This window comes from Burkholderia perseverans, from assembly GCF_022870505.1.
In the GTDB taxonomy this organism is placed as follows: Bacteria; Pseudomonadota; Gammaproteobacteria; order Burkholderiales; family Burkholderiaceae; genus Burkholderia; species Burkholderia plantarii.
The window spans coordinates 1,229,825-1,244,403 of sequence record NZ_CP045093.1; the positions used below are offsets into that span (position 1 = coordinate 1,229,825).

General features: G+C 66.1%; 11 protein-coding genes. 10 read left to right on the forward strand and 1 reads right to left on the reverse strand.

The window, feature by feature from the left end; all coding sequences use genetic code 11:
• The first annotated feature begins 302 nt into the window (after positions 1–302).
• From BpN12_RS05170 to BpN12_RS05215, 10 genes are all read left to right on the forward strand, one after another.
• Positions 303–1,064 (forward strand): metallophosphoesterase family protein, encoded by a 762-nt coding sequence (locus BpN12_RS05170; RefSeq protein WP_246794627.1) that lies wholly within the window; start codon positions 303–305, stop codon positions 1,062–1,064.
• Positions 1,065–1,812: 748 nt separating this feature from the next.
• Complete coding sequence (locus tag BpN12_RS05175; RefSeq protein ID WP_246794222.1) at positions 1,813–2,145, forward strand: SdpI family protein; 333 nt, start codon at positions 1,813–1,815, stop codon at positions 2,143–2,145.
• A 9-nt stretch (positions 2,146–2,154) separates the two neighbouring features.
• Positions 2,155–2,880, forward strand: coding sequence for a hypothetical protein (locus BpN12_RS05180; RefSeq protein ID WP_246794223.1), 726 nt, complete (start codon positions 2,155–2,157; stop codon positions 2,878–2,880).
• 267 nt (positions 2,881–3,147) lie between these two features.
• Entirely contained in the window at positions 3,148–4,167 is a 1,020-nt protein-coding gene (locus BpN12_RS05185; RefSeq protein WP_246794224.1) for a radical SAM protein, read from the forward strand.
• Between the two features lie 14 nt (positions 4,168–4,181).
• Positions 4,182–5,252, forward strand: a complete 1,071-nt coding sequence (locus BpN12_RS05190; protein WP_246794225.1) for a methyltransferase — start codon at positions 4,182–4,184, stop codon at positions 5,250–5,252.
• Positions 5,253–5,346: 94 nt separating this feature from the next.
• Complete coding sequence (locus tag BpN12_RS05195; protein WP_246794226.1) at positions 5,347–7,083, forward strand: hypothetical protein; 1,737 nt, start codon at positions 5,347–5,349, stop codon at positions 7,081–7,083.
• A 2-nt stretch (positions 7,084–7,085) separates the two neighbouring features.
• A complete protein-coding gene (locus BpN12_RS05200; protein ID WP_246794227.1) occupies positions 7,086–7,592 on the forward strand; it encodes a toxin-activating lysine-acyltransferase in 507 nt (168 codons plus the stop codon).
• A gap of 44 nt (positions 7,593–7,636) precedes the next feature.
• Complete coding sequence (locus BpN12_RS05205) at positions 7,637–8,902, forward strand: HlyD family secretion protein (protein ID WP_246794228.1); 1,266 nt, start codon at positions 7,637–7,639, stop codon at positions 8,900–8,902.
• A 15-nt stretch (positions 8,903–8,917) separates the two neighbouring features.
• The gene (locus tag BpN12_RS05210; protein WP_246794229.1) at positions 8,918–11,152 is read left to right on the forward strand and encodes a peptidase domain-containing ABC transporter; all 2,235 of its coding nucleotides are present in this window, start codon (positions 8,918–8,920) and stop codon (positions 11,150–11,152) included.
• Positions 11,149–12,603: a TolC family protein gene (locus BpN12_RS05215; RefSeq protein WP_280529128.1), complete on the forward strand. Its 1,455-nt coding sequence runs from the start codon at positions 11,149–11,151 to the stop codon at positions 12,601–12,603. Before BpN12_RS05210 ends, BpN12_RS05215 begins: the two co-directional genes overlap by 4 nt.
• Positions 12,604–12,621: 18 nt before the next feature.
• On the opposite strand, the gene BpN12_RS05220 is transcribed toward BpN12_RS05215, so the two are convergent.
• Entirely contained in the window at positions 12,622–14,520 is a 1,899-nt protein-coding gene (locus BpN12_RS05220; protein WP_246794230.1) for a S9 family peptidase, read from the reverse strand.
• Between the last annotated feature and the right edge of the window lie 59 nt (positions 14,521–14,579).

Here is a 14,579-nt window from a genome sequence, read left to right on the forward strand (position 1 = left end):
GCGCAGATGCATGACGGGCCCGGGGGCGCAGTGGCGGCGAATCCGGTCGCGGCTGCCCGGAATCCTTCTCGTTTCCGGTGCGATGGGGCGCGGCCGGGCGCAGCGGCGAGCGGCGCTGACGACATGCGCCGCCGGAGCGGCCCGGCGGCGGTCCGGTTCGAACGCGCACGTGTTCGGCGGCGCCGTGATACCGTCTCGACGGGACGCGGCACGATGGCCGGCCGGCGGCGTGTCCCGCGATCGTGAGTGAATGCGGCGGCCGCGCGGCGGCCGGCAGGCGGGCAGCGGAGGAGGGTGGCTTGATGCGGATCTTTGCGTTATCGGACATCCACGTCGATTTCGACGGCAACGCGGAGTGGGTCGCGTCGCTGTCGCGCGACGACTATCGCGACGACGTGCTGATCCTGGCCGGCGACGTGTCCGACCTGGCCGGCCGGCTCGAACAGTGCCTCGGCGCGTTCGCGAGCCGGTTCCACCAGGTGTTCTTCGTACCGGGCAACCACGATCTCTGGGTGATCCGCGACGCGCCGGCCATGACTTCGCTCGACAAGTTCGAGCAGGTCGCGCGCATCGTCGAGAACTGCGGCGCGACGATGCGTGCCGGCGTGGTGGGCGGTGTCTCGATCGTGCCGCTGTTCGGCTGGTACGACGGCTCGTTCGGGCTGCCCGGCCCCGAGCTGACCGAAGCATGGATGGATTTTCACGCCTGCCGCTGGCCCGCCGGATGGTCCGCCGGGCGCATCACCGAGCACTTCATCGGCAGCAACGAACCGGCCGCGCCGCGCGCCGGCGCGCTCACCATCACGTTCTCGCATTTCCTGCCGCGCATCGACCTGATGCCCGACTTCATCCCGCCAGCGCGCCGCATGCTCTATCCGGTGCTCGGCAGCAGCCGGATCGAGACGCTGATCCGGCGTGTCGAGCCCGACACCCACGTGTACGGCCACAGCCACGTCAATCGCGACGTGTCGCTCGACGGGATTCGCTACGTCAACAACGCGTTCGGCTATCCGCACGAGGCGCGGATCACGCGGAAGGCGTTGAAGTGCATTCATGAGGTGTGAGGGCGGCGAGTTCGGCCGCGCTTGATCGGTAGGCGGTGTGCCGCGATGCCCGGCATGTCGGCCCGCATTCCGGCCGTTCGGGTTCGAGCCGGCGAGGGTCATGCGCGGACGCCGCGACCGGACTCGATGACCCGGGCGGCGAATCGGCTTTGCCAAGCTGGGTTGGTCCGATTCGATCCGCACGGCACGAAGATGAACTGCCGGCCGGCACCATGCCGCCGCGATTCCAGGCACGCCGGACGTATCGAAAATGCCGGGAAAAATGCTCTGGAAATGCGCGGGAAATGCCATGGCGCGCTGGCGCGGGGCATATCTGCGGGCAGTCAGCCGACCGGCGGCGGTGTTTCGGCCGGCAACCATGGTCCGATCACGCCAGCGCGGTCCGGCGGCCCGCCGGTTCTTTCTTTTTGCTTACCGGTATGTCGCGCAATATATCCTCTAAAAACTGACAGGTTTGGAATCCCGATTCGGGAAAACTGCTGTTGACAGCAATTGTTCAATCGATTAGGTTATTGCCTGTTTGTGGTTTTTCAAGAATTAAAAAAGCAGCTTATCCTATCTTTCGAGGGCGCCATGACAGTCGATTTTCTGTCGAAAAAGATTATCGGCTCTGTAATTCCAAATCGCTTTCCCTGAACCGCTTCGATTCCTGATATTCGCGAAACCTGCCGCTTCGGCAAGGGCTTTGCACGGCTGGCGAAAATAGCTTGAATTCGCCGGCGGCTGGCCGATATCCAAATGAGTGTGGATGACAATGAAAAAGACATTCATATTTCTTGCTGTCGCCAGCCTGCTGCTGCTGGCCATCTCGATACCACTGATCCTGCAGAAGGTACCCCCCAACGAGTATTACGGAGTACGCACCCATTCGACGCTCGCCAACGCTGAAAACTGGTACAAGACCAACAAGCTGTATGGCGAATGCATGGTCGTGTCCACGCTGCTGTTTTTCGGTGTGAGTGTCGTGGTAGGGGGCTGGCGAAAAACGGGGAACGATTTCATCAATATCGGTTTGTTCGTGGTGCAGGTCGCTGTCCCGACGATCATCAGCTTGTTATATAGCAATTCTTATTTAAAATAAGGAAAAAGCATGGAACAGGTTGGTTTTTACAAAAACTCGTTGAGCCTGAGAAATTTCCTGGCTGGGAATCCGGCGCTTTTGTCGGATTTCAGGAAAAATCCGGTCAAGACGATTCGCGAGAACGTGCTGGATTTTTCGATAGATCAGGATGGCGAGCAGATTATGCTGTCCCATTATCTTGAAAGTGTTTCCGATACGGCCAGGCGGGTGATCGTCAGTTCCATCATGGGGCCGATCAGTCCGGATGTTTCGCGCGGCCAGCGGGCCGCCGGCGACGATACCGGCGACGACTGGATCGACGACGTGCATGGCGGGATTGCGGTGACGGCCGTTGCGGTGGCCAACGTGATCACCGTGGTGAATGCCAACGTGGTGGCCAATGCCAACGCGACCGCCAACGTCAATGCCATCTCGAATGCCAATGCGATTTCCAATTCGAACTCGCTCGGCTTCGGTTCGGCGAATTCTGACGGCGACGCGGCCGGCAGCATTCAGATCCATCTCGGCGAGAACGTATCGAGCACGAAGCTCACCGATACGCTGCAGGACCGCGGGCTGAACGTATATCGCCGTGCCGCGCTGCTCAAGCATCTGGCATGGAAGTATCGTCCGCTCGAAGCCCACGGCGGGGAACGCACCACGGTGCTGGCGCAGTACAAGAACCTGAAGATCGAACTGACGGTGGCCCGTGACAGCAACAAATGGCAGCTCCTGAAGGCCGATCTGCTCCAGTAACGGCATCGGGACGAGACCGGACGGTGTGTCGAGGTCTTCTCGGGAGGCGGCGCCAGACATGATTCGGGCGGCCCGGCCCGGGAGACGACCGTATCTTGCCGTCGTCGGTTGCGTTCGCACGGCTTCCGGCATGCCGGAAGCCGTGAAACGGCGTCACGCCCGACACGAGAGACGCCGGTGATAACGAGGCGCCGCGCGCCTGTCCGGCCCGCGCCACGCTGGAACAACTCAAAGAATCCGACTTGCTTATTTTGAGAGGTAAGTGAGATGGTCGATGTCAGTCAATTCACTGTTCTGACGACGAATCAATGTACGGCGGCGTGCGGCCACTGCCTGATGAATTCATCGCCGGAGCGGCGCGGGCGGCTTTCCCTGGACACCATTTCCGACACGATCACCGATCTGCTGGAACATGGCAGCCCGCTGAGGCTGGTGATATTCGCGGGAGGGGAGCCGACGCTGCTGAAATCCGATCTGCTCGACGCGATTGCATTCTGCGCGGGCAAGGGGCTGGAGACCCGCATGGTGACCAACGCGTCGTGGGCCGTGACGCCGAAGGTGGCCGAGCGCATGGTCGAATCGTTCAGGGAGGCGGGGCTCGCCGAGATCAACTACAGCGTCGATGATTACCACGATCCCGATATCGATTTCAGTCGCGTCGTCAACGCCTGGCGCGCGAGCAAGAACAAGGGCTTCGAGAGCGTCGTGATCGCCAACTGCTTCGGGCCCGAATCCCGCATCACCACCGAATTCATCCGTGAGCACCTGGATGAGGAACTGCCGGCGTTCTGGGACGACGAAGGGCTGCCCAATTCGATGGTCGAGCCCTCCGCGGACGGCACCCGCTACCTGCTGTCCAATTCCCGCCTGCAGCGGCTCGGGCGCGGCGCCGACATTCCCGATCACGCGCTCGTGTTCCCGGAGCAGGAGCAGTTGAATCTGCCGTGCCCGTGGGCGGTGAAGAGCGCCGCGCTGTCGGCGGGCGGCCATCTCGTCGCCTGTTGCGGTACCGAAGCGCACGGCAACGAGTTCCTCGATTTCGGCGATGTCAGGGACATCGAGATCGGCGTATTGCTCGACCAGGCCAACCGCAGCGTCGTGGTCCGGGCGATCAACAAGCTGGGGCCTTACTTCCTGATGCATTTCGTGCGCTCGTATCTCGGCGAGGAGCGGATTTTCAAGGATCGGTACGCTTCGGTATGCGAAATTTGCGAAGACGTGGTGCATAACGCCCGATCCAGGGAAATCATCAAGAAGCACCTTCCGGAAATTTCGTTGATCCTGTGAGCAAGGTCTTGAACATGAACAATCTCAAAGCGTTTCTGGATGCGATCGGCTATGCCGACCTGTGCAGCTCGTTCTTTCCCGGCGCACCTCGCCTGGAGGTCTGGCGCGGCGTGGGCGAAAACCTCACCGACAAGCGTCTGCATCGTTTCTACAGCCTGCTGCTGACGGGCGGCAAGGTGGCGGCCGCGGAGTTCGAGCCGGGAGAGATCGAGATCCTCGAACCGCTGATCCAGAAGAACGTACTGATCCGCAAGCACGATTTTCTGTATTCGAACGGCCTGTCGCTATACATGGTGATGGGCTACTGGCTCTTCTTCGAAACGCCGAACGTGAACCCGAAGGTGTACTACGGCGACGATTCGTTCGGCCTGGTCAGCCGGCTGCGCCCCGTGCGCGGCGGGGCGACCCTGGACCTGTGCGCCGGCCCCGGCGTGCAGTCGCTGATTTCGTCTGCGATCGCATCGCGCGTCGTGTCCATCGAGATCAATCCCTACGCCGCTGCCATCGCCGAGCTGAACCGCGACATCAACGGCATCGACAACTGGGAGATCCGCGTCGGCGATCTGTACGACGCGCTGCCGCCCGATGCCGTGTTCGACCACGTCGTCTGCAATCCGCCGCTGCTGCCATTTCCCGACGACGAGTCGTATCCGTTCGTCGGCCACGGCGGCATCGACGGCTGGTCGGTGGCCTGGCGCGTGCTGGACGGCCTGCCGCGATTCCTGAGCCGGAAAGGGTTGGCGCAGATCATCGGCACCACGCTCAGCGACGGCGTGGAGCCGATGGTCCTCGACCGGCTCGGCGCCTGGGCGAAGGCCGAAAAAATGGACTGCGACCTGACCGTCATCGTCCAGAAGTCGTTGAACCGCGAATCGGAGTACTTCAAGGGGCTCGTGTATACCGCCTCGGCGATGGGCGACAACTCCGAATCGAACCTGTCCGATTCCTATGCCCGCATGCTGTCCGAAACCGACATGAACGCGCTGGTCACCCACTCCCTCTCGGTGCGCCACGGCTCGGGGCAGGTGAAGGTGACGGACTTGTTCAACAAGGCGGTCAGCTCGGGCTCGCTCTGGTACGTCTGAGTTCGCGGGCGCGACGGGCGGCGCCCATCGGTTCGATGGCGCGCCCGACCGACGTGATGGAAGGCACGGGATTCGCGGAGGCAATGCTGTACCCATGCATGAGATATCGGAATTCATCGCGCCGTGCCTGGTTCCGTTCGAGGTGTACCGTCGTCCGGACGGCGCGGTCGTCTACGCGAACGAACGCCTGGCGATGTCGGAACGCGAACTGCTCGATGCGTTTTCCTGCTCGACCGACCGCTACGCCGACGACGGCGGCGGCGAGGCCGGCCGCACGCTGTTCGCGGAGCGCTACGGCGGTGCGGGCGTCAGCGTCAATGGCGGCGGCGGACGCTGCGGGTTCGACGGCAAGCAGTTCCAGGTCAAGGGCGTTGGCAGGAATCCGCTGGTGGGCGGCGCGCCCGGCAGCGCGCACAGCGACGGCATCCTGCCGATGTCGTTCGCGCTCTACGAGATGATCTGGAGCCGGATACTGCGGGACAAGCTGCCGTTCGGCGTCGTCGATTGCCAGGCCGTGATCGCGATCGCGTCGTCGAGGCCGGCTGGCGCCCCTGACCGGTTCGAGCGCGCGCTGCTGGTGCGCGAGGTCTGCCTGCGTCCCGCGCATTTCGAACGCGCGGCGTATTTCCGGCGCGACGAGGTGAACGTCACGGCCGACCGGGACGCCGACGTGGATCGGGTCAGCCGGATGCAGCGTGGCATCGAGCCGATTCTCCAGCACCTGTTCGCGCTCGACACGCCGTCGTCCGAGTCCACGACGCTCGCCGGTCTCGGCGAGTTCGCGCGGCGTCAGGCGCACCAGCTGGCTTTTGCGAGAGCGAACTTTCTTCTGCACAGCGTCTCGTCGTCGAACTTCTCGATGGACGGGCGCTGGCTCGACCTGACCTCGATCGCCTCGCTACATCCGCAGCAGGCGTTCACCGCCGACACCATCGGCAGCGCATGGTCGAGGCTCTGGGAGCACGAATTCATCATCTGGGAAATCGTGGGCTCGGTGATGTTCCACTACGCGAAGTACCGGCGGCGTTCCGATGCGTTCCTGGCCGACGCGCTGGCGTCGCTGCGCGAGACGTTCTTCAGCGCGCTCGACGAGGCCGGCGCGCAATATTTCCTCTGCACGATCGGCGTGCCGATGATCGTCGCGCGGCGGATCGCCGGCACGCGCGCGGTGCGTGAATGGGCTCGATGCTATGCGCAGACGCTCAAGTCGGATTTCGCGAACGCGGGTGCCAATCGCCGGCGCATGACAGGCCCGGAAGCGACGCATGGTGCCGGCTTCAGTTTCCTGCCGCTGTCCGCGTTCGCCGCACTGGCGCGGGACCGTCACGCGGCGGCGCCCGAGCGGGAGGTCACCGCCGGCTACGCGCGCTGCCTCGACGAGGTGATGGTGGAGGTGCGCCGCGGCGCGGCCGATCTCGGCATCGACCCGCGGGCACTCGAGGCCGCGCTCGCCATCAACGCGGTGAAATACTCGACGGAGAAGGCCGGGCTCGGCTTCGACGAGCTGCGCGGAGGCCTGTCGAGCCTCATCGAGACCGATTCGGGCGATGTCGCGGCGATGCGGGCGCGGATTGCGGGCCATGTCGATCGCCTCGTCGAGATCGGCGCGTTCCGGATCGGCTTCGATCCGGGCATGGCGCTCGGATGCTGGCGCGAGGCCGGCGTGGCGATCGACTACGACATGCACGGCGACCGCTTCGTGGTGCATGACCGGGGCCGGCGCGAAACCGTCGAGCGCGCATGCTGGAAGCCGGGCGCCGAGGGCCGGCCAGCGTGGCGCGCGATGATCGACTTCTACGAACGGCACGACGCCCACCTTATCTTCCAGTGACGATGGCCGCCCAATCGAACCCTTTCCGCCAGGAAGCGGACCGCCGTAAATTCGAGCAACTCGGTTGCATCGCCAACATCCTGGCGCGCCACCCGGGCCTGTCGGCGCGCTCGCTCGCGTTCCTGAGAGGCTGGACCGAAAACGCCGTCGCCCACGGGCAGGTCGAGATATTTTTTTGCGACGGCCTGCCGCTCGGCTATGTCGCCTGGGCCTACCTGAGCGAAGAGGTGATCGGCCGGCTGCTGCATACGGACTATTTTCCCCACTGGTCCGAGTGGAACGAGGGCCGCCATGTCTGGATCATGGACCTGTGCCTGGTGTCCGACCTGCTCAACGCCAGCGTGGAGGATTTCTACTGCGAGCGGTTTGCCGATGAAGGCAGGGTCTTCTGGTCGTCCGAGCTCGGCGACCGTGTCTATCGCTTCGACGTGAGGAGCCGGCGTACCTCGACGATTTCGCGGACCGGCTTTCTCGAGCGGATCGGGCGCGAGCGGGAGGCCGCTGAATGATGCCGACGCCGCGCTCTTTCCCGAATCCGGACCCTTCGTAAGCCATGACACCATCCCGTTTCCGCGAGGAAGCCCGCGAGGGCCAGCATGCGCCGGCGATCGGCGGGATCGTGCTGGTGCGTCCCGTCTCGTTCACGCTGCTGACCGGCGGCGCGCTCGGCATGGCCCTGCTGGTCGTGCTGCTGTTCGCGCTCGGCAGCTACACGCGCCGGATCCGCGCCGACGGCGTGGTCACGCCGAGTACCGGCCTCGTCAAGGTGTACGTGCCGCAGTCGGGCGTGGTGCTGAGCAAGACCGTCACCGAAGGGCAGCATGTCACGCGCGGCATGGTGCTGTACCGGATCTCGCTCGAACTGCAGAGCGCCGCCGACGGCCACACGCAGGCCGCGCTGATCGAACAGGCGCGCCAGCGCAAGCAGTCGCTGCTGCAGGAGATCGACAAGACGAGAGTGCTGCAGCGCGATGAGCGCGGCACGCAGCAGGCCCGGCGTGACAGCCTGAATACCGAACTGGCGCGGCTCGACGACCGCCTCGCCGCGCAGCGGCAGCGGGTGGCGCTGGCCGCCGACGGGGTGGCGCGCTACCGGAGCCTGCTCGCCAAGGATTACATCTCGACCGACCAGTTCCAGCAGCGCCAGGCCGACCTGCTGGACCAGCAATCGAAGCTGCTCGACCTGCAGCGCGATCGGGCCGGCGTCGCGCAATCGCTGAAGGAGGTCGAGAGCCAGCTCTCGGGGCTCGCGCTGCGCCAGCAGAACGATCTCGCCAGGATCGACCGCGGCGTGATCGACGTCGACCAGAGCCTGATCGAGAGCGAGGCCAGGCGCGAACTCGTCGTGACCGCGCCCGAGAGCGGGGTGGCCACCGCGGTGATCGCCGAGCCCGGGCAGATGGTCGACGCCACGCATCCGGTCGCGAGCATCGTGCCCGACGGCGCCGGATGGCAGGCGTTCCTGTTCGTGCCGAGCACGGCCATCGGTTTCGTGCGGGTCGGCGACCCGGTCCGGGTTCGCTACCAGGCGTACCCCTACGAAAAATTCGGCCAGTACCGCGCGCACGTCGTATCGGTGACGCGTACCGCGCTGTCGCCCGCCGAGTTGTCCTCCAGCGGCATGCTGGCCGCGAACCTGCCCGGCGACACGGCGTTCTATCGCGTCACCGCCGCGCTCGATGCCCAGACCGTCAATGCCTACGGCCGGCCCCAGCCGCTGCAGGCCGGCATGAGCTTGCAGGCCGACATCCAGCAGGACCGGCGGCGCCTCTACGAATGGGTGCTTGATCCCCTCTACAGCCTCACCGGCAAACTTTGATCCGCGCGTTGATCCATGTCCCTTCTTGATCGCCTCTCGTTCGGCCTCGGCAGCCGGCTGCCGATGATCCTGCAAACCGAAGCGGCGGAGTGCGGGCTCGCATGCCTCGCGATGATCGCCAGCTATCATGGGCATCACGTCGACCTGCCCGTGCTGCGCAGCCGTTTCTCGGTCTCGCTCAAGGGCATCAACCTGCGTCAGATCATCGAGTTCTCGCAGCGGCTCGATCTCGGCACGCGCGCGCTGAGGCTGGACCTCGGCCAGCTCGCGCAGCTGCGCCTGCCCTGCATCCTGCATTGGAACTTCAACCACTTCGTGGTGTTGAAGGAGGTGACGGGAAAGCACGCGGTGATCCACGATCCGGCCCAGGGCATCCGCCGGCTGCCGCTCGAGGTGCTGTCGCGCTCGTTCACCGGCGCGGCGCTCGAGCTGTGGCCGTCGAAGGGCTTCGAGCGGCGCGAGGCGCCGCCGCGCGTCAGGCTGCGCGCGCTGCTCGGCCCGGTATCGGGACTGTCGCGCTCGCTCGGCCAGGTGCTGCTGCTCGCGCTGGCGCTCGAGATCTTCACGGTGGCGCATCCGTTCTTCCTGCAATGGGTCATCGACGAGGTGATCGTCAACGTCGACCGCGACCTGCTGAACGTGCTGGCGATCGGCTTCGGACTGCTCCTGGTGATGCAGTCGGCCACCAGCGCGATCCGCGCCTGGGTGCTGATGTACTTCGGCACGACGCTCAACCTGCAGTGGCGCGCCAACGTCTTCACGCACCTGCTGAGCCTGCCGGTGCGCTATTTCGAGCAACGTCACCTGGGTGACGTGGTATCGCGCTTCGGCTCGATCGAGGCGATCCAGCAGACGCTGACGAGTTCGTTTCTCGGCGCGGTGATCGACGGGCTCATGGCGGTCGTCACGCTGGCGATGATGTTCGTCTACAGCCGCGCACTGGGCGCCATCGCGCTGGTGGCAATGGCGGCCTACGCGCTCTGGCGCGCCGCGTGGTACCAGCCGCTCTGGAGCGCCACCGAGGAGCAGATCGTGCATGCCGCGAAGCAGCAGACGCACTTTCTCGAGATCGTGCGCGGCGTGAAGACCATCAAGCTTTTCAACCGGCAGAGCGAGCGGCGCTCCAGCTGGCTGGCGCTGCTGGTCGAGCAGATCAACGCGGGCCTGCGCGTGCAGAAGCTGCAGCTCGTCTACCAGCAGCTCAACGGGCTGCTGTTCGGCGCGGTCGAGATTCTCGTCATCTGGCTCGGGGCGCGGATGGTGATGAACGGTGAATTCACCGTCGGGGTGCTGATGGCGTTCACCGCATACAAGACCCAGTTCGACCGGCGCGTCAGCAGCCTCATCGACAAGTACTTCGAAATCAAGATGCTGCGGATTCAGGGCGAGCGCCTGGCCGACATCGTGTTCGCCGAGCCGGAATACGGCACGAAGCCGCGCCAGGCACCGGGTGAGGCGGATGACCTGCCGGGCAGCATCGAGTTCGATGCTGTCGGTTTTCGCTATGCGGATGGCGAGCCGGCCGTGCTCGACGGCGTGTCGTTCGCCATCTCGCCCGGCGAGTCGGTGGCGCTGGTCGGCCCGTCGGGCTGCGGCAAGACCACGCTCGTCAACGTGCTGCTCGGCGTCCTCGAACCGACTGCGGGCAAGGTGCGCGTCGGCGGCGTCGACGCGCAGCGGCTTGGCATCGAGCCGCTGCGCGAGTTGATCGGCACGGTGCTGCAGGACGACGTGCTGTTCGCCGGCTCGATTGCCGATAACATCAGCTTCTTCGACGGCAGCGTCGACCTGAGATGGGTGGCCGAATGCGCGCGGCTCGCTTCGGTGCATGACGATATCCTCGCGATGCCGATGGCCTACAACACGCTGGTCGGCGACATGGGCACGGTTCTATCGGGCGGCCAGAAGCAGCGTGTGCTGCTCGCGCGCGCGCTCTACAAGCGCCCGAGGATACTGGTGCTCGACGAGGCGACCAGCCACCTCGACGTGCTGCGGGAACAGGAGGTCAACGCGGCGGTGGGCGCGCTGCGGATGACGCGCCTGATCGTGGCCCACCGGCCGCAGACCGTTGCGTCCGCGGCCCGCGTCATGAGGCTCGACGGCGGGCGCATCGTGTCCGACCGGCCGACGGCCGGGGCCGAAGCGGAGGCTCAAGTCGAAACCGGAGCGGGGGCGGCTGGCGCCGGCAGCGGGGCGCCGGTCAGCATGGTCGTGGCCGAGCCGGTCGCGGACCGGCAGGCGGGCCGATGAGGGGCGTCCGGCTTCGGGCCTGGCTGGTCGCAGCGATGGTGGGCGCCACGGGCGGCGCCCACGCGCAGATGCTCGATGTGTTCCGCACCCGCGGCGAGGTCGCTGCTTCACCGGCCGCGCCGCTGGTGCGCGACGCCTCATGCGCCGCGACCGACGAGAGCCGTCCGCTCGAACTCGAGGACGCGATCCTGATGGCGGTCTGCGCCAATCCGCGCGCCCGCCAGGCCTGGGCCGACGCACGCGCGCAGGCTGCCGCGCTGGGCCAGGCCGATGCCGCCTATCTGCCGACGCTGAACGCCACGGCCGGCGTCGAGCGCGATACATTGGCCACCACCTACGGCACGAGCGTGTTCAACGCCCAGCCGATCGAGCAGACGCAGAATTCGTCGAGCCGCTATGCGATCCTGAACCTGAGCTGGGTGCTGTTCGATTTCGGCAAGCGCGGCGCGGCGAGGCGGCAGGCGCGAGCGCTGCTCTCGGCCGAAAACGCGGCCCAGGACGAGGTGCTGCAGACCGTGTTCTTCGACGCGACGCGTGCTTTCTACGCGTTGCGCGATGCGCAGGCGTCGCTGGCCGCGGCCCGGCGCACCGAGGCGATCGCGCAGGAGAGTCTCGCCGAAGCCGGCGCCAGGCACGCGGCGGGGGCGGGCACGCTCGCCGACGAGTTGCAGGCCCGCACCAGCTATCGCCGCGCGCTGCTCGATCGCGTCGACGCCGAGGGGGCGGAGCGCGATGCCACGGGCGCGCTCGCCGTGGCGCTCGGTTTCGATGCGAACGCGCCGCTGCGGATCGCCGCGCCGGCGGCCGATGCCAATCTCGGCAGCGAGCCCGGTTTGATCGACACCGGCATCGATCAGTTGATCGCCGAGGCCGAGGCGCGCCGGCCGTCGCTGCTCGCCGCCCGGGCGCGGCTCGACGCGGCGCGCGCCAACGTCGACGCCGCGCGCGCGCAGGGGCGGCCGACCATCTCGCTGGTCGGCAGCTTCACGCAGAACAATCCGTCCTATCAGCGGCAGCCGCAGGAAATCCCGGTGACGGGTAGCCGTGGCAGCACGCTGGGCATCCAGGTCACGATTCCGCTGTTCGAGGGGTTCGCATCCGGTTATCGGGTCGAGCAGGCGCAGGCGCAGGCCGATTCGCAGGAGGCGGCGCTGCACGACGCCGAACTCCAGGTGTCGCTCGAAGTCTGGCGCGGCTATCACGGCGTGCGGACCGACGCGGACAACCTTGCCAATTCGCGTGACCTGCTCGACGACGCGCAGCAGGCGCTCGACGTGGCACGCGGCCGCTACAAGGAGGGCGTGGGCACGTTCACCGAGCTGCTGAACGCGCAGACGGCGCTGGCCGACGCGCAGCGCCAGCGTGTATCAGCGCTGTCGAAATGGCGGACTGCGCGCCTCGCCCTGGCGCGCAGTCTCGGCAAGCTCGGCGTCTGGCGTCCAGAGCCGTGACGACGGCGTGGCCCGGGTTCATGCCGCCGGCTTCGGGCCGAGATGCGCGTCGAAAAACGCAACCATCGCCTCGTAGAACTCGAGACGGTTTTCCTCGTTCTGGAAGCCGTGTCCCTCGTTGTCCTTGAGCATGTACTGGACCTCGACGCCGCGCCCTCGCAGCGCCTCGACGATACGATCGCTATCCGAGCGGTTCACGCGCGGATCGTTGGCGCCCTGCGCCACGAACAGCGGCGTCACGATGCGATCCGCGAAGAACAGCGGCGAGGCGTCGTGCAGCGCGCGCCGGCCTTCCTCGGTGCGCGGATCGCCGATCATTTCATACATCATCTCGAGCGTCGGCTTCCAGTAGGCCGGCACCGACTCGAGCAGGGTGAACAGGTTCGACACGCCGACATAGTCGACGGCCGCGGCGTAGCGTTCCGGCGTGAAGGCGATGCCGGCCAGCGTGGCGTAGCCGCCGTAGCTCACGCCGTAGATGCCGATCCGCCGCGGATCGACGATGCCGCGCGCGATCAGCCAGTCGACGCCGTCATCGATGTCGTTCTGCATGGCCCGGCCCCATTGCCCGAACCCGGCTTCCCAGAAGGCGCGGCCATAGCCCGTCGAGCCGCGGAAATTGACCTGCAGCACCGCGTAGCCGCGATTGGCGAGCAACTGCGCCTCCGCGTTGAAGCCCCAGTGGTTGCGTGCCCATGGGCCGCCGTGCGGATTCACGATCAGCGGCAGATTGGCCGCCTCGTCGTCGTCGGGGGCGAGGCCGGCGGGCAGCGTCAGGTAGCCATGGATCGTCAGTCCGTCGCGCGAGGGGTAGGCGATCGCGTGCATCGGCGCCATGTCCTCGGGGGCGAGCCAGGGCAGCAGGTCCGCGATCTTCGTGAGGCGTCCGGAGGCGAAATGGTAGATCCAGGTCCCGCCCGGCGAGCGATCGTTGGCGGTTCTCACCAGCGCGAGCGACTCGTCGCGCGTGATGCTCGCCAGATTGACCTCGGTATCGGGCAGCAGCGCCTCGAGCCCGGCATGGAGGTGCGCGGTGTGGTCGTCGAGGCAATGCCGCCGGACACGGTCGTCGGCATACCAGACGGTGGTGAGGGTGCGACGGCGCCGTGAATACGACATGCCGGTCAGGTCGACTTCGTCGTGTTCGAACACGAGCGCGCCTTCCCGGCCGGTCCGCGGATCGAATTCGAAGATCGCGATCCGGTCGCGGCCGCGGTTCGACAGCACGTACAGGCGCCGGTCGTCGAACGTGAAGAACAGCGGCGAGATCGTCTCGCGAAAACTCGTGGTGGCGACCGCCCTGAACGGCTCGGTCTCGTCGTCACGATAGAGCAGCGTCTTGTCGACGCCGTCCGAGGCGACGGCCACGCGCAGCCGGCCCGCGTGGTCCGTCATCCAGCCCAGGATGTTGCCGGGGTTGCGGGCGATCATCGTCGCCTCGCCATTGGTCACGTCGACGCGCAGCACGTCGAATACCTGCGGGTCGCGCTGGTTGTGGCAGATCAGGATGTGGCGATCGTCGTCGATCAGGCCGTCGACGATCGATGCGCGGATGCCTTCATGGGGCGTGAGATCGAGCGGCTCGCCGCCGGCGATCGGCACGGCCACCACGTGATAGTTCTCGTCGCCGCCGAAGTCTTTCAGGTAAAGCAGGTGGCTGCTGCCCTTCCAGCAGAAGCCCAGCATGTCGCGGACCGTTTCATGCGTCAGCACCGTCGCGTCGCCGCTCGGCACGCCCTGCGCGTCGAGTGGCTGCACGAACAGATTGAGGCGGCCGGCGTGGACGGCGAGGTAGGCGAGGTGGCGGCCGTCGGGCGCGAGCTGGAATCCGGTGCGCTCGGGATAGCGGAGGAAATCGCGGACCTCGTAGGTCCTGGCTGGCGTTGCGGGGTGGATCGAACCTCGGGATCCATTCATGTGTCCGTTCGCTCCGGTGGGGCCGAGAATCGGATGCTGCGCGGGATGTGCCGTGCATT

Coding starts and splice junctions, on each gene's coding strand:
- BpN12_RS05170 (WP_246794627.1), top strand. CDS start 303: ATGCGGATCTTTGCGTTATCGGACATCCACGTCGATTTCGACGGCAAC.
- BpN12_RS05220 (WP_246794230.1), bottom strand. CDS start 14,520: ATGAATGGATCCCGAGGTTCGATCCACCCCGCAACGCCAGCCAGGACC.
- BpN12_RS05210 (WP_246794229.1), top strand. CDS start 8,918: ATGTCCCTTCTTGATCGCCTCTCGTTCGGCCTCGGCAGCCGGCTGCCG.
- BpN12_RS05215 (WP_280529128.1), top strand. CDS start 11,149: ATGAGGGGCGTCCGGCTTCGGGCCTGGCTGGTCGCAGCGATGGTGGGC.
- BpN12_RS05200 (WP_246794227.1), top strand. CDS start 7,086: ATGGCCGCCCAATCGAACCCTTTCCGCCAGGAAGCGGACCGCCGTAAA.
- BpN12_RS05185 (WP_246794224.1), top strand. CDS start 3,148: ATGGTCGATGTCAGTCAATTCACTGTTCTGACGACGAATCAATGTACG.
- BpN12_RS05205 (WP_246794228.1), top strand. CDS start 7,637: ATGACACCATCCCGTTTCCGCGAGGAAGCCCGCGAGGGCCAGCATGCG.
- BpN12_RS05175 (WP_246794222.1), top strand. CDS start 1,813: ATGACAATGAAAAAGACATTCATATTTCTTGCTGTCGCCAGCCTGCTG.
- BpN12_RS05195 (WP_246794226.1), top strand. CDS start 5,347: ATGCATGAGATATCGGAATTCATCGCGCCGTGCCTGGTTCCGTTCGAG.
- BpN12_RS05180 (WP_246794223.1), top strand. CDS start 2,155: ATGGAACAGGTTGGTTTTTACAAAAACTCGTTGAGCCTGAGAAATTTC.
- BpN12_RS05190 (WP_246794225.1), top strand. CDS start 4,182: ATGAACAATCTCAAAGCGTTTCTGGATGCGATCGGCTATGCCGACCTG.